This window comes from Streptomyces glaucus (assembly GCF_039533365.1).
GTDB classification, from domain to species: domain Bacteria; phylum Actinomycetota; class Actinomycetes; order Streptomycetales; family Streptomycetaceae; genus Streptomyces; species Streptomyces glaucus.
In genome coordinates this window covers 53,618-72,997 of record NZ_BAAATK010000023.1, presented here as the reverse complement: position 1 = coordinate 72,997, position 19,380 = coordinate 53,618, and the positions used below count along the sequence as shown (strand labels likewise).

Below are 19,380 nucleotides of genomic sequence, written 5' to 3'. Positions count from 1 at the left end.
TTGTCACCCCTCCCGCCCGTGTGCCGGATCAGACGTCTCCGACTGTACGGGCGGGGTCTGACAACCGGTCCCGGCGGTCCGGCGGAGGCGACCGGGCGGAGCCGGCCGGGTCCGGTCAGGGACCGGTCCCGGACCGGACCCGGTCAGGACCCGGTCAGGACATCGCGTGCGGGACGGTCAGGGCACCGTGCGCGAGACGACGTACACCATCGGATAGGCCGGGTCGGCCAGGTTGACCACGATGTCCCGCGTGGGCAGCGGGTTCTTCTGCCGGTGGACCAGGCCCCACCAGGGGCCGGGGCCCGTGAACCGCCAGCCGGTGACCCGCTGGTCGCGGTCGCCGATGGTGACGGCGCCCCGCTTCAGGTCCCCCCGGTCGACGCCGACGCCCGCCAGGAAGGCGTCCAGGCCGGCCGAGGTGGTCTCGAACTGGACGTAGAGACGGCTGGTCTTCCAGTTGTTCGTCTCGTAGTGGGCGACCTTGCCGGACGGGTGCGGCACCGGCACCTGGTACAGGCGGCGCTGCAGCTTCGACGGCCAGCCCGCGGTCAGCCCGGTCGCGGAGTACTTCTCCTCCTTGTCCTTGCCGCTGCTGCGGCTCTGGTTGGCGGAGATCACCAGGTAGCCCGCCGGGATGCCGATGAGCAGCACGATGATGAGCAGGGTGAGCGCCCTGCGGCGGATCATGTGCCGGCGTTCCTCGGCCGGCGGGTGCGGCTTCGGGGGGGCGGGCCGGGGCGGCAGGGGCTCCGTCACAGCGACTCCCGGATCGTACGGCGGGCCTTCGCGTACCGCTCGTAGCGCTCGTGGCGCTCCACCCGGCGGCGCTTGGCGCGGCGGAAGCGGCGAGCGACCAGGCGGGCCAGGTCGGCGGCGCCGACCATGCCGGCCTCGGGACCGAGCTGGGCGCGCACGAGGCGGGCCTCGGGGCGGTAGCCGCGGCCGGTGAGGTGGCGGCGGAAGGCGTCGCGGGCGGGGCCGATGAGCAGGTCGTCGGCGGCCGAGACGCCGCCGCCGATGACGAAGCAGGACGGGTCGAGCGCGGCGGCGAGGTTGGCGATGCCGACGCCGAGCCACTGGCCGATGTCCTGGAGCAGCTCGATGCACATGGCGTCGCCCTCGCGGGCCAGCTCGGTGATCATCGGGCCGGTGATGTCGGAGACGTTGCCCTTGACGTGCTCGATGATCCCGTACGCCACCGGGGAGTCGGCCGCGGCCAGCTCGCGCGCCTCCCGCACCAGGGCGTTGCCGGAGCTGTACTGCTCCCAGCAGCCGCGGTTGCCGCACGGGCAGCGGTGGCCGCCGGGCACCACCTGCATGTGCCCGAACTCGCCCGCGACGCCGTACTTGCCCCGCTTGACCTGGCCGTCCTCCAGGATGGCGCCGCCGATGCCGGTGCCCAGCGTGATCATGACGAGGTGGTCCTCGCCGCGGCCGGCGCCGAAGCGCCACTCGGCCCAGGCGGCGGTGTTGGCGTCGTTGTCGACGAGCACCGGCACCGACAGGCGGCTGGCGAGGCGGTCCCGCAGCGGCTCGTTGCGCCACGACAGGTGGGGGGCGAACAGGACGCGGTTGCGGTCGGCGTCCACCCAGCCGGCCGCGCCGATGCCGACCGCGTGCACGTCGTGCCGGTCGGACAGGTCCAGGACCAGCTCGACGATGGTGTCCTCGACGACCTTCGGGCTCTTGGACTTGTCCGGGGTCTCCGTGCGGAGCTTCTCCAGGATGTTGCCGTCGGCGTCGACGACGCCCGCCATCACCTTGGTGCCGCCGATGTCGATGCCCACGGTCGGCACGCGGGGCGCCGTCAGATGGGAGCGGCGTTCCCTCGTGCCGACCGTGCGCAGGACGGGGGCGCGGCGGGAGCCGATGGGGGCGGTGAGGTCGCGGTAGGTGCTCATCGGGGCCGATTCTGCCTCACCCTCGCGGCGGACACCGTGAGGGGCGGCGACGGGGACGTGTGATGTCCGCCGGTGCGGGCGCGCCGGGGCCGGTCGCGCCCGCGCCGGCGGAGCCGCGCCTCTACGGAGCGCGTTCCAGCTCGTGCCGCAGATCGTCCAGTTCGCTGCCGCCGGCCATCTGCCGGGTCAGCTCGTCCAGCGTGATGTCGTCCCGTGTGTGGTTGCCCACCATCGTGCCCCTCTTCAGGAGCACGAACCGGTCCCCCACCAGATACGCGTGATGCGGATTGTGGGTGATCAGCACGACGCCCAGGCCCCGCTCCCGGGCCGCCGTCACGTACTTCAGCACCACTCCCGACTGCTTCACGCCCAGGGCCGCGGTCGGCTCGTCCAGGACCAGGACCTTCGCGCCGAAGTGGACCGCCCGCGCGATCGCCACGCACTGGCGCTGGCCGCCCGAGAGGGTGCCGATGGGCCGGTCCACGTCCGGCAGGTCGATGCCCATGCGCAGCAGTTCGGCGCGGGTGGTCCGGCGCATCAGGCCGACGTCCAGGCGCCGGAAGGGGCCGACGCCCTTGCGGGGCTCGGAGCCGAGGAAGAAGTTCCGCCACACCGGCATCAGCGGTACGACGGCCAGGTCCTGGTGGACCGTGGCGATGCCGCGGTCCAGGGCCTCGCGCGGGGAGGACAGGTGCGTCTCCTCCCCCTCGATGCGCAGGACGCCGGCGTCGTGCCGGTGCAGACCGGCGATGATCTTGATGAGGGTGGACTTGCCCGCGCCGTTGTCGCCGAGGACGCAGGTGATCTCCCCCGCGTGGACCTCCAGCGACACCCCCTCCAGGGCCCGGACGGTGCCGTAGGACTTGCCGACGCCGGACAGCTCGACGAGCGCCGTACGCGGTGCGGTCTGTGTCACTTGGTGGCCTCCGCGCGCTTGCGGACCCAGGCGTTGAGCAGGGTCGCGAGGAGCAGCATCGCTCCGAGGAAGAACTTGAACCAGTCGGGGTTCCACTCGGCGAAGACGATGCCCTTGCTGGTCATGCCGAACAGGAGCGCGCCGACCGCCGAGCCGACGGCGCTGCCGTGGCCGCCGGTGATCAGGCAGCCGCCGATGACGGCCGCGATGATGTAGATCAGCTCGTTGCCGACGCCCTCGCCGGACTGGACGACGTCGTAGCTGAAGAGCAGGTGCTGGCCGGAGATCCAGGCGCCGAACGCCACGCCCATGTAGAGGCCGATCTTGGTCCTGCGCACGGGGACGCCGACCGCGCGGGCCGCGTCCTGGTTGCCGCCGACCGCGAAGATCCAGTTGCCGGCGCGGGTGCGCAGCAGGATCCAGCTGGCGACGGCGACGAGGGCGAGCCACCACACGATGGTGATCTTGAAGTCGACGCCGCCGACGGTGAGCGTGGCGGCGAAGACGTCGTGCGCGGAGGGGAAGCCCTCCATGTCGGCGATCGTCTTGGTGGAGACGGTGTCGTCGATCAGCTTGGTGAAGCCGAGGTTCATGCCGGTCAGCATCAGGAAGGTGCCGAGCGTGACGATGAAGCTCGGCAGCCTCGTGCGGGTGAGCATGACGCCGTTGAAGGCGCCGATCGCGAGGGTGACCAGCAGGGAGACGCCGACGCCGACCCAGACGTTCGCGGTCATCTGGTAGCTGAACATCGACGACACCAGGGCCGAGGAGGTGACCAGGACGCCCGCGGACAGGTCGAACTCGCCGCCGATCATCAGCAGCGCCACCGGGACGGCCATGATGCCGATCGTGGAGGAGGCGTACAGGACCGTGCTGATGCTGGAGGCGCGCAGGAAGCTGTCGGCGGCCAGGGCGAAGAACAGGAAGACCGCGATCGCGCCGACGACCGCGCCCAGTTCGGGGCGGCTGAGCAGCCGCCGCGGCAAAGGCGCGCGCAGGAACCTTTCTTCAGGGGTGGTGCCGGTCGTGGTGCTCATCGGGTGCCCCGCTTCGTGTACTCGGCCAGCGCGGCCGCGTCGTCCTTGGTGATGATCTGCGGCCCGGTCAGCACCGGCTTGCCGCCGCCGAGGACGTCGGCGTTGTACTTGTACAGCCACAACAGGTCGACCGCCTCGTAGCCCTGGAGGTAGGGCTGCTGGTCGACGGCGAAGGCGAGGGTGCCGTCCTGCAGGCCGGCGGCCACCTTGGCGTTGAGGTCGAAGGTGGCGACCTCGGCGTCGCTGCCCGCGTCCCGCCGGGCCCGTACGGCGGTGTCGGCGTACGGGGCGCCGAGCGTGACGACCGCGTCGACGCTCTTGTCGGCCTGGAGCTTGGCCTCGATGGCGGACTGCACGTCCGGCATGCTCGTGCCGTTGACGTACAGCCGGTCGACCGTGCCGTCGAAGGTCTTCGCCACGCCGTCGCAGCGCTGCTCGTGGCCGACGTTGCCCTGCTCGTGCAGGACGCAGAGCGCCTTCTTGCGGCCCCGCTCGTCCAGCTCCTCGCCGACCGCCTCGCCGGCGATCGTCTCGTCCTGGCCGATGTGCGTGAGCGCGCCGAACTCCCGGGACTCGGCCGAGCCGGAGTTCACGGTGACCACCGGGATGCCCGCCTTCCGGGCGCGGGCGACCGCGGCCCGCAGGGCGTCGGGCTTGGCGAGCGTGACGATGATCCCGTCGACCTTCTTGTCGACGGCCGCGTCCACCAGCTGCGCCTGCTGGTGCGCCTCGTCGTCGTGGGAGTAGAGGAAGTCGACGTTGTCCTTCACGGCGGCCTGCTCGGCGCCGCTCTGGACGATGTCCCAGAAGGTGTCGCCGTCGCCCGAGTGGGTGATCATCGCGAAGGTCCAGCGGGGCGTGTTCACCGCCGCCCTCCCCTGGGCCGCCGCGGCCTTGCGGGCGTCCTCGGCGCGCTTGCCGCCGGTGCTGCTGCACCCGGCGAGGGAGACGGTCAGCGCCCCCGCCACCGCGATGCCTACCCAGGTCCGAAACCGTGCCACGAGGCCGTGCCCTTCTTGCCGTGTCCTGCCGTGTTCTGACATGTGCGAGGGACTGATGACGGTGTTGACCTCACCAGTCCCAAACGCCCCATTGTCGGGCACGGGGGCCGGGCACCCGGCGGCCGGGGAGGAGCAGCCGGTCGCCTTGTCCGGACATTGCGACGAAGTCGGGGCGGCCCGGGGCCGTCCGGGACGGTGCCCGGGACGCCCGGGGCCGGGCTCAGGACCGCACGAGCAGCTGGAACTCGAAGGAGTAGCGGGACGGCCGGTAGGTGTGGGTGCCGAACTCGACCGCGCGGCCGGTGTCGTCGAAGGTGGTGCGCTGCATGGTGAGCAGCGGGGCGCCCTCCCGCTCGCCGAGCCGCTCGGCCTCGGCGGCGGTGGCGGGGCGGGCGCCGATGCACTGGCGGGCGCTGTGCAGGGTGATCCCGGCGGCGCGCATCAGCCGGTACAGGCCGGTGGCCTCCAGCTGGTCGGTGCCCAGGTCGATCAGGCCGAGCGGGAGGTAGTTGCACAGGTACGCCATCGGCTCCCCGTGCGCCAGCCGCAGCCGCTCGACCCGGTGCACGTCGTCGCCCTCCGCCACGCCGAGCGCGGCCGCGACCTCGGCGGCCGCCGGGACGACCGTGTTGACCAGCACCTTCGTGGCGGGGCGCTGGCCCGCCGCCTCCAGGTCGTCGTACAGGCTGCTGAGCTCCAGCGGACGCTTGACCTGGCTGTGCACGACCTGGGTGCCGACCCCGCGGCGGCGCACGAGCAGTCCCTTGTCGACCAGCGACTGGATGGCCTGGCGGACGGTGGGCCGGGACAGGCCGAGCCGGGCGGCGAGCTCGATCTCGTTGCCGAGCAGACTGCCGGGGGTCAGCACGCCGTGCTCGATCGCCGCCTCCAGCTGCTGCGCCAGCTGGAAGTACAGCGGCACGGGACTGCTGCGGTCCACACTCAGGTCGAGTGACACGATCGGGTCCACTTCTGGTTTCGGCACGGCCCGAGCGTAGCTCCGCGCGTTGTTGACGGGAAGTTGTATAGTCCGATTGTCCTGACATGTGGATTGACAGTGCGCGGGTCCGGCCCGCACCTTGTTTCCATGCGCATCGGGGTCATCGGCACGGGCCGCATCGGCACCCTGCACGCCCGCACGCTCAGCCGCCACCGGGACGTCGGCTCCCTGATCCTCACCGACGCGGACCCGGCGCGGGCGCAGGAGCTGGCGCACCGGCTGGGCGAGACGGCGGCGCCGGGAGTGGACGAGATCTTCCGCTGGGGCGTGGACGCCGTGGTGATCACGACGGCGACGTCGGCCCACGCCGAACTGATCGGCCGGGCGGCCCGCTCGGGGCTTCCGGTGTTCTGCGAGAAGCCCGTCGCGCTGGACCTGGCGGCCACGTTGCACGCCCTCGCCGAGGTGGAGGCGGCCGGGACGGTCCTGCAGACGGGATTCCAGCGCCGCTTCGACACCGGCTACACGGGGGCGCGCGAGGCGGTGCGGTCCGGGCGGCTCGGCCGGCTGCACACCGTGCGGGCGGTGACCGGCGAACGGGAGCCGCCGCCGGCCGCGCGGCTGTCGCAGGCCGGCGGGCTGTACCGGGACACGCTGATCCACGACTTCGACATCCTGCGCTGGGTGACGGGGCGCGAGGTGGTGGACGTGTACGCCGCCGGGTCCGACGCCGGGCCCGCGATGTTCCGCGCGGCGGGGGACGTCGACACGGGCGCGGCCCTGCTCACCCTGGACGACGGCACGCTCGCCGCGATCACCGCGACCCGCCTGAACGGCGCGGGCTACGACGTCCGCATGGAGCTGGCCGGGGAGCTGGACCAGATCGTCGTCGGGCTGGACGAGCGTACGCCGATCGCGTCCACCGAGCCGACCGGGCCGCCGGCCGCGGACAAGCCGTGGCCGGGGTTCCTGGAGCGCTTCGGCCCGGCGTACGCGGCGGAGCTGAACGCGTTCGTGGAGGTCGTCCGGGGCGAGCGGCCCAATCCCTGCGACGGGCGCGAGGCGCTGCAGGCCCTGCGGATCGCCGAGGCCTGCGAGCTGTCCAGGCGGGAGCGCAGGCCGGTGCGCCTGGCGGAGATCGCGGGGGCCGCCGAGTCCGTCGCCGGGTGAGGGGCGCGGGGGCGGGCGGTCCCGGGGACCGTCAGCGCCCGCCCCCTCGTGCAGCGGCTCGGCGTGCTCGACGGCTACGCGGTCCATGCGAGCGTCGCCCTGCTGGTGCTGGGCTTCGCCCTGTGCGCCGCCGCCGGGGGCCGGGGGTCCGGCTGAGCGGTGCCGCCCTGCCCGAAGCCGTCGCGCGCGTCCTCCCGAGGACCGCCCGGGGTCCGCGACACAAGCCGTCGGGGGTGACGAAGGCGGTGCGGACGGGCTCGCGGGGGATGCCTTCCTCCGGGCCCGGGTGAGGTCCGCCGTCATCGGTCCGGGACCAGTTCGGACCCCGCCGGCGTCGGCGCTCCCGGCGGGGCGGGCGGGGGCGGGGTGCCCGGCGGGCCGAGGTCGGCGTCCGTTCACCGCCGGTACTCGGGCGCGGCGGCGGGTGGGATGGACGCATGGCTTCTCAAGGAACTTCTCCGGTTTCTCAGGAAACGGCTCCGGCCCCGGGGGCCCTGCACGGCAAGGCGGCCCTCGTGACCGGCGGGAGCCGCGGCATCGGCGCGGCGACGGCCCTGCGGCTCGCCCGGGAGGGCGCGGACGTCGCCCTCACCTACGTCAGCGCCGCAGAGGCGGCCGAGGACGTCGTGCGGGCCGTCGAGGCGCTGGGGCGGCGGGCGGTGGCGCTGCGCGCGGACGCGGGGGACGCGGCGGAGGCGGCCGGGGCCGTGGAACGCGCGGCTGACGCGCTGGGCGGGCTGGACGTGCTGGTGAACAACGCGGGCGTGGGTATGCTGGGTCCCCTGGAGACCCTGTCCGACGCCGACGTCGACCGGGTCCTCGCGGTGAACGTGCGGGGCGTCTACCTGGCCTGCCGGGCGGCGGCGGCCCGGATGACGGACGGGGGCCGGATCATCACCGTCGGCAGCTGCCTGGCCCGGCGCGTGCCCGGCCCCGGCGGGACGCTGTACGCGATGAGCAAGGCGGCGCTGATCGGCCTGACGAAGGCTCTGGCCAGGGAGCTGGGCCCGCGCGGGGTCACCGCGAACATCGTCCACCCGGGCCCCGTCGACACCGACATGAACCCGGCGGACGGCCCGTACGCGGCCGGTCAGGCGGCCATGACCGCGCTGGGCCGCTTCGGGACGGCCGGGGAGGTGGCGTCGACGGTGGTCCACCTGGCCGCAGCGGCGTACGTGACGGGCGCGGAGTTCGCCGTGGACGGCGGCCACGCGGCGTGAGGCGGGCGGGGCGTGCCGGCGCCGCACGGCCGGGGCGCCCCGCGGGCCGAGGGCTCAGCCGCCCGCTTCCCGGTGGCGGGCGGCCAGCCGGTGCGCGCCCTCCTGCGTGAGGGAGCCGAACAGGCGCAGCCGGGAGACGCCCCCGTCCGGGAAGACGTCCAGGCGCGCGTGTGTGCCGGCGGCCGGGGCCGGCAGGACGAAGCGGTGGTCGGTGTCGGGCTGGAGACGGGTGCGGGGCAGGATCTCCGTCCAGTCGCCGTCCTCGCCGTCCCGGACGGACACCGCGGCCCAGCCGGCGGCGTTGCCCTTCAGGTACGCCGTGTCGATCCCGATCGCGCGGATCCGCGCCTGTGCGGCCAGCCGGTAGCGGATCCAGTCGTGGCCCCGGTCGCGGCGGCGCCGGGTCTCCCAGCCGTCGTCCATCCGCCGGGAGCGGCCCGGCCGGATGGTGTGGGCGGCGGGCGAGTAGAAGAAGTCGGAGGCGTCCTCCACCCGGCCGCCGTTCTCCAGGGCGACGACGTCGAAGGTGCCGAGCGCCGCCAGCCACCGCGGGTCGGGGACCACCTCGCCGTACACCCGCAGGCGGGCGATGCCGCCGTCGGGGTGCTGGTTGAGGCGCAGGTGAGTGAGGCGCCGTTCGAGGGACACGGCGAAGCCGTTCGCCGCGTGGCCGCCCACCGGCGTGCGCGGGACGAGCGTCGTCCACCGCACGTCGGCCGCGAGCAGTTCCTCCGGCGACGGGGTGCCCGGCACCGCGGCGCCCTCGACGGACACCGCCCGCGGGTGGTTGCCGCGGAAGTGGGCGGTGTCGACGACGACGCCCCGGACGATCCCCGGCGCGCCCAGGCGGATCAGCGCCCAGTCGTGGTCGTCGGCCGCGGGCCAGGGGTGGTCGGCCGAGGCGCCGCGGCGGCGCCGGGTCTCCCAGCCGTCCATGATCTTGCCTTTGGGTCCGAAGCGCTCCGGGTCGAACTCGGCGCGTCCGGGCAGCAGCAGGTTCTCCCGCGGGGCGAAGAACTCGTCGCCGGCGGCGACGACACCGGCGCCGAGCCCGCGGTCGGCGAGGTCGACGAGGTGGGTGAAGGGGAGGTCGGCGGTGCGGTAGTCCGCGTACGGGTCGCCGCCGCCGTAGGGGTTCGCGTCGCCGGTGAAGCGCTCGATCGCCGTCACGGTGGTCTGGTCCTGCCTTTCGGGAGCCGGCCGGTGGGGAACGGGGTCAGCGGGCGCGGGTGAGCAGGCGGCCCCTCGGCCCGGTGAACTCGCCGTCCGCGGCGATGCGCTGTCCGCGCAGCCAGGTGGACCGGACGACGCCGGTGAGGGTCCGGCCGGCGTAGGCGGTGACGCGGTTGCGGTGCTGGAGGGCCGCCGGATCGACGGTGAACGCCGCGTCGGGGTCGAGGACCGCGAAGTCGGCGTCGCGGCCGGGCGCGATGGCGCCCTTGCGTCCGTCGAGCCCCACCAGCCGTGCCGGGTGCGCCGACATCCAGCGGGCGACGTCCTCCAGCGAGTGGCCGCGCCCGCGCGCCTCGGTCCACACGGCCGCCAGGCTCAGCTGGAGGCCGGAGATGCCGCCCCAGGCGGTGGCGAAGTCGTCGGTCTTGAGGTCGGCCGTGGCCGGCGAGTGGTCGGTGACCACGCAGTCGATGGTGCCGTCGGCCAGCGCCCGCCACAGCAGGTCCCGGTTGGCGGCCTCCCGGATGGGCGGACAGCACTTGAACTCGCTGGCACCGTCGGGGACTTCCTCCGCGGTCAGGGTGAGGTAGTGCGGGCAGGTCTCCACGGTGACGCGCACGCCCTCGGCCCTGGCCTCGGCGAGCAGCGGCAGCGCGTCGCCGGAGGACAGGTGCAGCACGTGCACGCGCGCCCGCAGGCGCCTCGCCTGGGCGACGAGGTGGGCGACGGCGGCGTTCTCGGCGTCGCGCGGACGGCTGGCCAGGAAGCGGGCGTACTCCGGGCCGCCGGGCCGGGGGGCGGCGGCGAGGCGCTGCGGGTCCTCGGCGTGCACGACGAGCAGGCCGTCGAACGCGGCGATCCCGGCCATGGACCGGGCCAGCTGCTCCCGGTCGAGGTGCGGGAACTCCGCCACGCCCGACGGCGACAGGAAGGCCTTGAAGCCGAGGACGCCGGCCTCGTGCAGCGGGCGCAGGTCCCCGGTGTTGCCGGGCAGGGCGCCGCCCCAGAAGCCGACGTCGACGTGCGCCCTGCCGGCGGCCGCCTCCTGTTTGACGCGCAGGTTCTCGACGGTGGTGGTCGGCGGGAGGGAGTTGAGCGGCATGTCGACGAGGGTGGTGATGCCGCCGGCCGCCGCCGCGCGCGTGGCGGTCCAGAAGCCCTCCCACTCGGTGCGGCCGGGGTCGTTGACGTGCACGTGGGTGTCGACCAGGCCGGGCAGGACGACGTGGTCGCCGGCGTCCTCCAGGCGGGCTCCCCGCGGGACGGGGGCGTCGTACGGCAGGACGTCCGTGATGGTTCCGCCGGACACCGCGACGGAGGCGGCGCGCGTCCCCTCGGGGGTGATGACGCGCGTCGAGCGCAGCACCAGTTCAGCGTCGGACACCCGGACCTCTCCCTGCCGCCGTCGTCACCTCGCCGTAACGGGATTTACACCCACGTAACGGAATTCAACGTTCTGTTGAAGGAGTCTTCACTCCCGCCCCCACCCCGTCAAGGGCGCACCGCTTTCCCGTGCGCTCAGCAGCCCCACCCTGGGCGTTTTCACCAGGCGGAATTAGAATCCCCGACAGCGGAACACGGCTGCGCGCGAGCGGGGCGCCGACCGGCCGCCGGTAGGCTTCTGCCTCCCGCCAGCCCCGAAAGGAACGTGCCGTGCCGACGTCCAGCGCCAGCACCACCGGCTCCGCCAGGTCCGCCAGCGGCGGCGTCCAGTCCCTGGAGCGCGCCTTCGACCTGCTCGAACGGATGGCGGACGCGGGCGGCGAGGTCGGCCTGAGCGAGCTGTCCGCGAGCAGCGGGCTGCCGCTGCCCACCATCCACCGCCTGATGCGCACCCTGGTGACCTGCGGTTACGTACGCCAGCAGGCCAACCGCCGCTACGCCCTCGGCCCGCGCCTGATCCGTCTCGGCGAGTCCGCGTCCCGGCTGCTGGGCGCCTGGGCGCGCCCGCACCTGGCCCGCCTGGTCGAGGAGACCGGCGAGACGGCGAACATGGCACTGCTCGACGGGGACGAGGTCGTGTACGTGGCGCAGGTCCCCTCGAAGCACTCGATGCGGATGTTCACCGAGGTCGGCCGGCGCGTGCTGCCGCACTCCACGGGGGTCGGCAAGGCCCTGCTCGCGGCCTTTCCCGACGAGGAGGTGCGCGCCCTGCTCGCCCGCACCGGGATGCCCGCCGCCACGGAGAAGACGATCACCACGCCGGAGGGCTTCCTCGCGGCGCTCCGCGACGTGCGCCGGCAGGGCTACGCGATCGACGACAACGAGCAGGAGATCGGCGTCCGCTGCCTGGCCGTCCCCGTGCCCGGCTCCCCCACCGCGGCGGCCCTCTCCGTCTCCGGCCCGGCCGGCCGGGTCACGGAGGCGGCCACGGAGAGGATCGTGCCGGTGCTGCGGCAGGTCGCGGCGGACCTGTCGCAGACGCTGCTGAGCTCCGGCGGGCCGACGCCCTGAGCCCCTGGCCCGGACGCCCGGTCCCCGCCTCCGCGTCTCCCGGGCCCCGGCCGGCGGGCACGCCCCGGCCTCGGGACGCCCGGCCTCAGTCCCGCGGCGGCTCGCCGAACAGCTCCACTGCGCGCCGGACCTCCGACACCCCGCGCGACAAGGCGCTCACCGAGCCGATCGCACCGGCGATCAGCAGCAGCGAGCGGCGCAGCCGCGGCACCTCCACGGCGCCTCGGGTCACCATCGCCGCGAGGGCGGCGAGTTTGTCCTCGGCGATGGCGCGATCGGCGAACTCGGCCGGATGCGCGGCGAGTTCCCGGCGCAGCCGGGACACCGCGGTCCGCAGTTCCACCACCCTCGGATCCCCGTCGCTGCCGGTCACCGGCCGCTGTCCCACGCTCCGCAACACAGCTCTCCCCCTCCGCACGCCGTTGTGCGCCCCTTCGTCGTGGCCGCGCCGAGCGCCCCCTTCGGCACGGAACGTGCGCCGGGGGACGCGGGTAGTAAACGCCACCGCACGCGGGGCGCGCCACTGTCGGGACCGAAATTCAGCCCCCGGAAATCCGGCGCCCGCCCAAGCGTCGGGTATGCAGGACGCATGACGGACAACGATGACCGGGTCGCCGGGCTGCTCCTCGCGGCGGGGGGCGGGCGGCGGCTCGGCGGGCGGCCCAAGGCGCTGCTCGCCCACCGGGGACGCCCCCTCGTCGAGCACGCGGCCGGCGTCCTGCGCGCGGCCGGCTGCGCCCGCGTGCACATCGTGCTGGGGGCGCGCGCCGACACCGTGCGCGAGCGGGCGGCGCTCGACGGCTGCGTGCTGGTGGACAACCCCGACTGGGAGCGGGGCATGGGGACGTCGCTGCGGGCCGGGCTGGCCTCGCTCGCCGGAACGGGGGCGCGGGCCGCGCTGGTCTCGCTCGTCGACCAGCCCGGCATCGGGGCGGCGGCGACGGCCCGGGTGCGCGCGGCGTACCGGGACGAGACGTCCCTGGCCTCGGCCGCGTACGACGGCGTGCGCGGCCACCCCGTCCTGCTCGGCGCGGCCCACTGGGCCGGCGTCGCCGCGACCGCGGCCGGCGACCGGGGGGCGCGCGCCTATCTGCGGGAGCACGCGGCGGCGGTCGCGCTCGTCGAGTGCGGGGACGTGGCGCGGCCGTACGACATCGACACCGAGGCCGATCTCGCCCGCCTGGAGTGAGGGGACCGGCACCCGGCGCCGCCCGTCCCGAAGGCGCCGGAGGACCGCCGGGCCGGGATCCCCTGCCCCGCCGACCGCAAGACGACGGTCGACGCCCTCGGCCCGGGGGCGAAGGCCCGGCTCGCCGACTGCGCGGACGCCCTGGCGCCGACCTGGCAAAACGTCGTCCTCGGCAGGCCCGACCTGATCGACGCCCCCGCCCGGACCATCGACTTCACCGACGAGCGCACGGGCAGGTCCCACGCCCTGCGCCCGCACGGGGACCACGCCGGCTTCCCGACCCTGCCGCCGTACGGACAGCTCACGGGCCGAGGCTCACGCGGAGCTGTCCGAGTGGCCCAGGGACCTGCCCGGGGCCACCCGGTCGCGTACCGCCCGCTTCACCGCCGTGGGCTCCGGGAAGCCCTGCTCCCGGCGGTCCCACACCACCTCGTCGTCCACCCGCACCACGAAGACGCCGCCCGTGCCGGGTTTCAGCGACAGCTCCGTCAGCTCGGTCTCGAACGTCGTCAGCAGCTCCTGCGCCAGCCAGGCGGCGCGCGGCAGCCAGCGGCACTGCGTGCAGTACTCGATCTGCACGCGCCGGCTCCGGGCCGAAGGGGTGTCCGTCATCCCAGGTGCACCGACCAATCCTGTTCCGCCGTCGGCTTGCCGTGCAGGTCGGGGACCCGCTTGAGCCAGTCCGGACGGCCTCGCCGGGTCCGTTCCGCGCGGCGCGCCTCCTCGGCGGCCAGGTCCTCCCGGGTGGGGAAGTCGGTGGGCAGCCACGCCGCCGAGGCCCGCACACGCGCGTACAGGTAGTCCACGTACGCCTCCCGCAGCTCCCGGGGCGTGCCGAAGCCGGGCTCGCCGGACAGCCAGGCGTCCGGCACGGCGGCCGTGACCCGGCGCAGCAGTTCCTCGGTCACCTTCGGCGCGAGCTCGGCGTCGGCGGCCCGTACGTCGGGCCCGTAGGAGCCGAGGGCGTGGTGGCGGAAGTCGTACGCCTTGTCGGGGGCGGAGGTGTCCCAGCGGTGGTGGAAGACCAGGGCGGCGCCGTGGTCGATCAGCCACAGGCGCGGCGGTGCGACGCCGAGCGTGGGCCAGACCATGAGGTTGGAGCTGTGCACCGTGCGGTCGACGTTCGCGGTCAGCGCGTCCAGCCAGACGATCCGGCCCGCCTCCAGCGGATCGACCGGGAAGGCCTCCGCGAGCTCCGGGGTGAAGTCCCGGGCGCCCGGCAGGTAGTCCATGCCGAGGTTGACGCCCGCGCTGGCCGTGTGCAGGTCGCGCACCTCCTGGTGCGGTTCGTGACCGGCGATCGCCGGGTCGAAGTGCACCAGGACCAGCTCGGGGAAGCGCAGCCCGAGGGCACGGGCCAGCTCGCCGACGATCACCTCGGCGACCAGCGCCTTGCGGCCCTGCGCGGAGCCGGTGAACTTCACGACGTAGGTGCCCAGGTCGTCGGCCTCGACGACGCCGGGGACGGAACCGCCGGAGTGCAGGGGCTCGACGTAGCGGGTCGCACCGACCTCTCTCAGCATTTTTCCAGGTCACCCGCCTCTTCAGCCGTGAAGTCCCCGCTCGGCCGCAAAGGCGCGCACCAGCGGGGAGCGCCCCTCGTCAGCCCTGGGGAGGATCTTCCGGGGGTTTCGACCGGCATGTGGACCTCCCCGTCCTCCCGGCAGTCCGCCGGTGGCCGTCCGTCCTGCTTCCGGCCTCCGACGTGAAGTGTGCATAGTAACCGAGGGTGACCGCCGGCGGGGAGTGCCCGGCCCGCCGCGGGCCCCGCTTCCGGCGTGGCCGGGGCGCGGGCGCCGCGGCACGCGGCAGCCGTCCCCCGGCGCCGCCGGGCGCGCGGGGCGCGCGGTGAGGGGCCGGGACACTCGGCGCGGGCCCTCCTCGGCGGTGCGGGGACGGCCACGAGATGCCTCCCCCGGCCCGGGCGGGGGTCTCGTGGCCGGCCTCGTTCCGCGCGGCGGGGGCCGGGGGGCGCGGTGGCGCTCAGGCCGCCGGTTCGATGTTCTGGTTGCGGCGGAAGACGTTGTTCGGGTCGTAGACCGCCTTCAGCGCGGACAGCCTGGCCAGAACGGCGTCCTCGTAGAGCTCGGAGCGGAGGTCGCCGGCGGCCCGCATCCCGTACACGAAGTTCAGCGACCGTCCGATCGTCCACGGTTCGACGGCCTTGTCGATCCGTTCGTGCGCGGCCCGCACCTCGGACAGTCCGACGCCGTCGGGCGCGGACAGCACCCGCAGGATGTACTGCGCCTCGCGGAAGGAGACCGCGTTCGGCACCTCGGGCGGACGGGAGAGCGCGCCGCCGAGGTGGCGCAGGTCCACGATGCACGGCACCGGCGCGCCGGGCCCCGCCAGTTCCCGGACGGCCTCCAGCACCCGCGGGTGGAGTTCGCTCAGCAGCACGCTGTTGCCGTCGTAGGAGTGGGCGAAGTCCGGCTCCCGGTAGATGGAGCCCGACTCGCTGTACGGCAGTTCGCCGAGGTGCTCCCAGAGCGTGGGAGCGACCTCCGGCCACGGCCGTACGAGGTCCGGGCCGTTCTCCAGGTCGGTGGTGGCGAAGCGGACGTGCACCACGTGCCGGCCGCGCAGCGGCTCGGGGAACACCGGGATCGGCGGGTACTCGATCATGCCCACGGAGGAGGTCGTCGTCTCCGGCGCCCGGGACGTCCACTCCCGGAAGAAGCCGAGGACCTCCTCGGCGTGTGCGACGTCGAAGAACACCCCGCCTCCGTAGATGCGCCCGACGGGCTGCAGGGCGATCTCCAGGCTGGTGACCACTCCGAAGTTGTCCCGTCCGCCGCGCAGGGCCCAGAACAGGTCGGGGTCGCTGCCGGCCGTCACGTGGCGCAGCTCGCCGTCGGCGGTGACGACGTCGAGGGCCCGCACGTGGTCGGCCGCGTAACCGAACCGGCGCGCCAGCAGGCCCATGCCGCCCGCCAGGGTGTAGCCGGCCACGCCCACGTGTCCCGCGGAGCCGCTGGGCGGGACCAGTCCGTGCGGCTCGGCGGCCTCGACCACCTGCTGCCAGCGGGCCCCGGCCTGGACGCGCACGGACCGGCTCCCGGGGTCCACCACCACGTCCCGCATCCGCCTGGTGGAGATCAGCACACCGCCCTCGTCCCGCACCGTGACGCCGTGGCCGGTGGACTGGACGGCCACCGCCATGCCGCGGGCCGCGGCGAAGCGCACCGCCGCCTGCACGTCCTCGGCCGTCTCCGCGCCGACGACCACCGCCGGCGCGTGCCGGTATCCGGCCTGGAAGCCGCTGATCTCCTCCTGGTAGCCGTCCTGGTCCGGCAGGAGAACCGGGCCGCGGATCCTGCGCGCCAGCTCCGGGATGTCGTTTCGCACGTCGTCGGTCGTCTTCACGGGATCCTCTTGGTCGTCGCCGGGCCAGTGGGCCGTCCGGACCACGTGGCCGTCTCGTCCTGTCTCGTCCTGGGCACCGCCGGGTCCGGGTCCGGGATCGGGTTCTCGTCGCCCGTGAAGCGGTGGCCCGGGGCAGCTCGTGTCCGGGTCGGCGGCCGGGGTGCGCCGCCACCGGTCGCCCGGCACCTCGCGGAGCGGGGCCGGACGCTTTCGCCCGGGTGGTGCCGCGTCCGGTTCCCGCCGGAGCGGCGGGGCGCCCGGCTTGCCCGTTCCCCCGGTCAGCGCGGTGGACGGCGGAGCCGGTCGCTCCCGGCAGCGGCGGGCCTCACCGGGCCCGAGCTGTGTGATCGACTCTGGAGCAGTCCGGGGCGAAAGTCCAAGAGCGGGTCGTTCTGGCTCCCGGAAGCCGTGGTTATGCGGGAGCCGGCAGGGCGGCCCTCGCGTGCGTGACGAACGCGCGGCCCGCCGGGCCGACCGGGCCGTCCGACCGCCAGGCGAGCGCCATGCGGCCGCGGAACCGCGGACAGGTCACGGTCAGAGCGTGCAGTTCCCCCGGGTACGCGGCGGCGAGCGACTCCGGGACGATGGCCGGCCCGAGGCCCCGCATCGCCAGCTGGGCGAGCACGTCGGGGTCGCTCGCCTCGAAGGCGACGCGGGGTTCGAAGCCCGCGTCGGCGCAGGCGTCGTCCAGGCAGGCGCGCATACCGGTCCCGCGCGGGAGGCTGATCAGGGCCCGTTCGCGGAGCGCGTCGACGGCGATGGCGGCGTGCTCGGCCAGCGGGTCGCCGGGGTTCACCACGACGACCAGTGGCTCGTCGGCGACGACGTGGAGGTCGATCCCCGGGGGTGTGACCGTCGTCAGGGCGACCACCGCCGCGTCGAGCGCGCCGCTTCGAACGTCTTCCAGCAGGCGGTCCGTGTTCTCCTCGACGAGGGTGATCTCCACCGCCGGGTGGTCCTTGTGGAAGTCGGCGAGCAGTCGGGGGAGGTCGAGCGACGCGCAGGAGCGCACCATCCCCACGGAGACGCGGCCCCGCATCAGCCCGGTGAAATCGTCGACCACGAGGCGCATTCCCGCGACCCCTTCGAGCGCCCTGCGGGCGTAGGACAGGACGGCGGCGCCCACCTCCGTCAGCTGGACCGTGCGTCCCGTGCGGTCCAGCAGCTGCTGCCCCAGCTCCTGCTCCAGACGCCGGATCTGCGCGCTCACCCCGGGCTGGGTCACGTACAGCCGGGCGGCGGCCTTGGTGAAGCTCGCTTCCTCGGCCACCGCGACGAAGTATTCGAGCTGACGCAGCTCCATAACCGACGATGCTAGCAACGCCTGTTCCCATAAGCGTGTGATCGGTCGCGGTGACGGGCCGGGCGAGGGCCGAGAGGCGTGACGCCCGGCCGGGCGCCGTGGGGCGGCCGGCGGCCGCGTGGCGCCGCACCGGCCGGCGCGGTCCGGGTCAGGGGCGGGCCAGCGGGTTGGGCAGGGGCAGGTAGCGGGCGTCGGCGCCGTCGGCGCCGGTCCAGCGCAGCAGCAGGTTGGTCTTGCCGGGCAGGGTGGGCGAGGTGAGCAGCGCGGCGGCCTCCGGGAGGTCGTGGCGGGCCAGTTCGCGGCGGACGGCGGGCCAGGGGTCGAGGCCGGGCCGGTGTTCGGCGAGGGCGCCGGCGATCTCCGACAGGTGGTTGACGACCAGGCAGTACACCAGCCGTTCCCAGCCGGCCGCGCGGGAGGTGTCCGGCAGCAGCTTGACGCCCTCGGCGTCCCGGAACAGCGCCTGCACGGGGGTGCCGGCGGCGTCCACGGCGACCAGGGTGTTCTGCAGGTGGGCCTCCAGGACGACGCCGTGCTCGGCGAAGGCGGCCAGCGCGGGCGGCACGACCTGCCGCAGGTACGCCTCCCACCACCGCTCGGGGTCGGCCGCGCCCGCCAGCGGGCTGCCGTCGAAGCCCTCCACGAGTCCCGCGGCGAGCAGCGGGGTCGCGCCGGGCAGGAGGTGGCCGCGCAGGCCCTCGCGGACGACGACGGCCAGGGCCTCGAAGGCGAAGGCGGCGGTGCGGTAGCCGCGGTCGCTCAGCCAGACCGCCGGGCCGTCCAGCGCCGCGAGGGCGCCCGCCGCGGCCGCGTCGGTGCGGCGCAGCCCGAGCAGGTCGTGCCGCCACAGCCGCCGGACGTCGTTGGTGATGCGCACGTCGAGGCTGAACTTCAGGAACAGGTCGCGCCCCGGGGCGTACACCGTGCGGACGGCGGCCGTCGGCCAGACGTCGAAGGCGGTGGTGCCCAGCCGCAGCAGCCGGCCGTCCGCGAAGGCGCTCGCCAGCTCCGGGGCGGCGAGGTCGAGCTGCCAGGGGTGGGCGGGCAGCAGCCGGTAGCCGGGCGGGGCCTCGCCGAGGGCGTCGAGGGCCGAGGTGTCGCCCTCCTCGGTCACCGCGTCCTCGCGCACGCCGAGCAGTGCCAGCGGGAAGCGGGCGTGCGCCTCGGGCGCGTACGGCAGCCAGCCCGCGGCCGGGCCGCCGCCGCGCGCCTTGGGCGCGGGGTGGTGGGGGTGTCCGGTGAGCAGGGACTGCTCGGAGAGCAGGTACGGGTCGTCGGGCGGGGCGGCCCGCGCGCGTGCGGTCAGCAGCGCGGCCACCGCGTCCCGGCTGTCGAGCATCTCGGCGGGCAGCTCGTGGTTGGGCAGGCCGGTGTGCCGGCGCAGCTCCTCGGCGACGAGTTTCACCAGTTCGGTGTGGCCGACGCGGTGCCAGCGGCCCGCCGCGTAGACCTCGGGCTCGGCGGGCCGCCGCGTGCCCCGCACCCGCAGCAGCCGGTCCCCGCCGGGCAGCCGGTACACCCGCCGTTCGCCGGGGCCCGGCACGGGCTCGGCCACCTCGCGCAGCAGGCAGTTCAGCAGCGGCGCGGCCGCGTACGCGTCGGCGCGGTCCGCGACGTCGCCTCGGGCCGTGCCGCCGTCGGCGGGCGGGGGCAGGGGGTTCACGGATCCACTCGTTCCTTACGGTCCGTCCGGGCGGGGACGATCATCAG

General features: G+C 74.8%; 18 protein-coding genes. 4 read left to right on the top strand and 14 right to left on the bottom strand.

The features are described 5' to 3' along the window. Positions 1-177 precede the first annotated feature (177 nt). From ABD363_RS18605 to ABD363_RS18580, 6 genes are all read right to left on the bottom strand, one after another. Complete coding sequence (locus ABD363_RS18605) at positions 178-756, bottom strand: sugar kinase (protein ID WP_344604904.1); 579 nt, start codon at positions 754-756, stop codon at positions 178-180. Next, positions 753-1,901, bottom strand: coding sequence for an ROK family glucokinase (locus ABD363_RS18600; RefSeq protein WP_344604902.1), 1,149 nt, complete (start codon positions 1,899-1,901; stop codon positions 753-755). Before ABD363_RS18600 ends, ABD363_RS18605 begins: the two co-directional genes overlap by 4 nt. Positions 1,902-2,022: 121 nt before the next feature. Further along, entirely contained in the window at positions 2,023-2,817 is a 795-nt protein-coding gene (locus tag ABD363_RS18595) for an ATP-binding cassette domain-containing protein (RefSeq protein ID WP_344604900.1), read from the bottom strand. Then, positions 2,814-3,854 (bottom strand): ABC transporter permease, encoded by a 1,041-nt coding sequence (locus tag ABD363_RS18590; RefSeq protein WP_344604898.1) that lies wholly within the window; start codon positions 3,852-3,854, stop codon positions 2,814-2,816. Before ABD363_RS18590 ends, ABD363_RS18595 begins: the two co-directional genes overlap by 4 nt. Further along, positions 3,851-4,855 carry a sugar ABC transporter substrate-binding protein gene (locus ABD363_RS18585; RefSeq protein WP_344604896.1) on the bottom strand — a complete coding sequence of 335 codons (1,005 nt, stop codon included), beginning with the start codon at positions 4,853-4,855 and terminating at the stop codon, positions 3,851-3,853. The genes ABD363_RS18590 and ABD363_RS18585 overlap by 4 nt, the downstream gene beginning before the upstream one ends. 220 nt (positions 4,856-5,075) lie before the next feature. After that, the gene (locus tag ABD363_RS18580; RefSeq protein WP_344604967.1) at positions 5,076-5,813 is read right to left on the bottom strand and encodes a GntR family transcriptional regulator; all 738 of its coding nucleotides are present in this window, start codon (positions 5,811-5,813) and stop codon (positions 5,076-5,078) included. 129 nt (positions 5,814-5,942) lie between these two features. Between ABD363_RS18580 and ABD363_RS18575 the strand changes: the two genes are divergently transcribed. Together ABD363_RS18575 and ABD363_RS18570 are read left to right on the top strand one after the other, a co-directional pair. Then, positions 5,943-6,965: a Gfo/Idh/MocA family protein gene (locus ABD363_RS18575; protein WP_344604894.1), complete on the top strand. Its 1,023-nt coding sequence runs from the start codon at positions 5,943-5,945 to the stop codon at positions 6,963-6,965. Positions 6,966-7,402: 437 nt separating this feature from the next. Next, the gene (locus ABD363_RS18570; RefSeq protein ID WP_344604892.1) at positions 7,403-8,185 is read left to right on the top strand and encodes an SDR family oxidoreductase; all 783 of its coding nucleotides are present in this window, start codon (positions 7,403-7,405) and stop codon (positions 8,183-8,185) included. A gap of 54 nt (positions 8,186-8,239) precedes the next feature. Here ABD363_RS18570 and alc read toward each other — a convergent pair whose 3' ends face one another. Both alc and allB read right to left on the bottom strand, forming a co-directional pair. Beyond that, positions 8,240-9,355, bottom strand: a complete 1,116-nt coding sequence (alc, locus tag ABD363_RS18565) for an allantoicase (RefSeq protein WP_344604890.1) — start codon at positions 9,353-9,355, stop codon at positions 8,240-8,242. A 46-nt stretch (positions 9,356-9,401) separates the two neighbouring features. Continuing rightward, complete coding sequence (gene allB / locus ABD363_RS18560) at positions 9,402-10,742, bottom strand: allantoinase AllB (RefSeq protein WP_344604888.1); 1,341 nt, start codon at positions 10,740-10,742, stop codon at positions 9,402-9,404. Between the two features lie 269 nt (positions 10,743-11,011). Between allB and ABD363_RS18555 the strand changes: the two genes are divergently transcribed. Continuing rightward, positions 11,012-11,812 carry an IclR family transcriptional regulator gene (locus ABD363_RS18555; protein WP_344604886.1) on the top strand — a complete coding sequence of 267 codons (801 nt, stop codon included), beginning with the start codon at positions 11,012-11,014 and terminating at the stop codon, positions 11,810-11,812. An 85-nt stretch (positions 11,813-11,897) separates the two neighbouring features. On the opposite strand, the gene ABD363_RS18550 is transcribed toward ABD363_RS18555, so the two are convergent. Then, the gene (locus ABD363_RS18550) at positions 11,898-12,212 is read right to left on the bottom strand and encodes a DUF5955 family protein (RefSeq protein ID WP_344604884.1); all 315 of its coding nucleotides are present in this window, start codon (positions 12,210-12,212) and stop codon (positions 11,898-11,900) included. 189 nt (positions 12,213-12,401) lie between these two features. Between ABD363_RS18550 and ABD363_RS18545 the strand changes: the two genes are divergently transcribed. Continuing rightward, the gene (locus ABD363_RS18545; RefSeq protein ID WP_344604882.1) at positions 12,402-13,001 is read left to right on the top strand and encodes a nucleotidyltransferase family protein; all 600 of its coding nucleotides are present in this window, start codon (positions 12,402-12,404) and stop codon (positions 12,999-13,001) included. A gap of 315 nt (positions 13,002-13,316) precedes the next feature. On the opposite strand, the gene ABD363_RS18535 is transcribed toward ABD363_RS18545, so the two are convergent. The 5 genes from ABD363_RS18535 to ABD363_RS18515 all read right to left on the bottom strand — a co-directional run bounded on the left by ABD363_RS18535 (position 13,317) and on the right by ABD363_RS18515 (position 19,333). Then, a complete protein-coding gene (locus tag ABD363_RS18535; protein WP_344604880.1) occupies positions 13,317-13,613 on the bottom strand; it encodes an Rdx family protein in 297 nt (98 codons plus the stop codon). Continuing rightward, complete coding sequence (locus ABD363_RS18530) at positions 13,610-14,524, bottom strand: HipA family kinase (RefSeq protein WP_344604878.1); 915 nt, start codon at positions 14,522-14,524, stop codon at positions 13,610-13,612. Before ABD363_RS18530 ends, ABD363_RS18535 begins: the two co-directional genes overlap by 4 nt. A gap of 460 nt (positions 14,525-14,984) precedes the next feature. Then, on the bottom strand, positions 14,985-16,367 hold the full coding sequence (locus tag ABD363_RS18525; protein ID WP_344604876.1) for an FAD-binding oxidoreductase: 1,383 nt from the start codon (positions 16,365-16,367) through the stop codon (positions 14,985-14,987). A 412-nt stretch (positions 16,368-16,779) separates the two neighbouring features. Beyond that, positions 16,780-17,670 (bottom strand): LysR family transcriptional regulator, encoded by an 891-nt coding sequence (locus ABD363_RS18520; RefSeq protein ID WP_344604874.1) that lies wholly within the window; start codon positions 17,668-17,670, stop codon positions 16,780-16,782. Positions 17,671-17,818: 148 nt separating this feature from the next. Then, complete coding sequence (locus tag ABD363_RS18515) at positions 17,819-19,333, bottom strand: IucA/IucC family protein (RefSeq protein WP_344604872.1); 1,515 nt, start codon at positions 19,331-19,333, stop codon at positions 17,819-17,821. Between the last annotated feature and the right edge of the window lie 47 nt (positions 19,334-19,380).

Bases quoted from the DNA above. Each gene is read 5' to 3' on its own strand.
- ABD363_RS18600 (WP_344604902.1), bottom strand. From the start codon at position 1,901: ATGAGCACCTACCGCGACCTCACCGCCCCCATCGGCTCCCGCCGCGCC.
- ABD363_RS18570 (WP_344604892.1), top strand. From the start codon at position 7,403: ATGGCTTCTCAAGGAACTTCTCCGGTTTCTCAGGAAACGGCTCCGGCC.
- ABD363_RS18520 (WP_344604874.1), bottom strand. From the start codon at position 17,670: ATGGAGCTGCGTCAGCTCGAATACTTCGTCGCGGTGGCCGAGGAAGCG.
- ABD363_RS18575 (WP_344604894.1), top strand. From the start codon at position 5,943: ATGCGCATCGGGGTCATCGGCACGGGCCGCATCGGCACCCTGCACGCC.
- ABD363_RS18590 (WP_344604898.1), bottom strand. From the start codon at position 3,854: ATGAGCACCACGACCGGCACCACCCCTGAAGAAAGGTTCCTGCGCGCG.
- ABD363_RS18530 (WP_344604878.1), bottom strand. From the start codon at position 14,524: ATGCTGAGAGAGGTCGGTGCGACCCGCTACGTCGAGCCCCTGCACTCC.
- ABD363_RS18535 (WP_344604880.1), bottom strand. From the start codon at position 13,613: ATGACGGACACCCCTTCGGCCCGGAGCCGGCGCGTGCAGATCGAGTAC.
- ABD363_RS18545 (WP_344604882.1), top strand. From the start codon at position 12,402: ATGACGGACAACGATGACCGGGTCGCCGGGCTGCTCCTCGCGGCGGGG.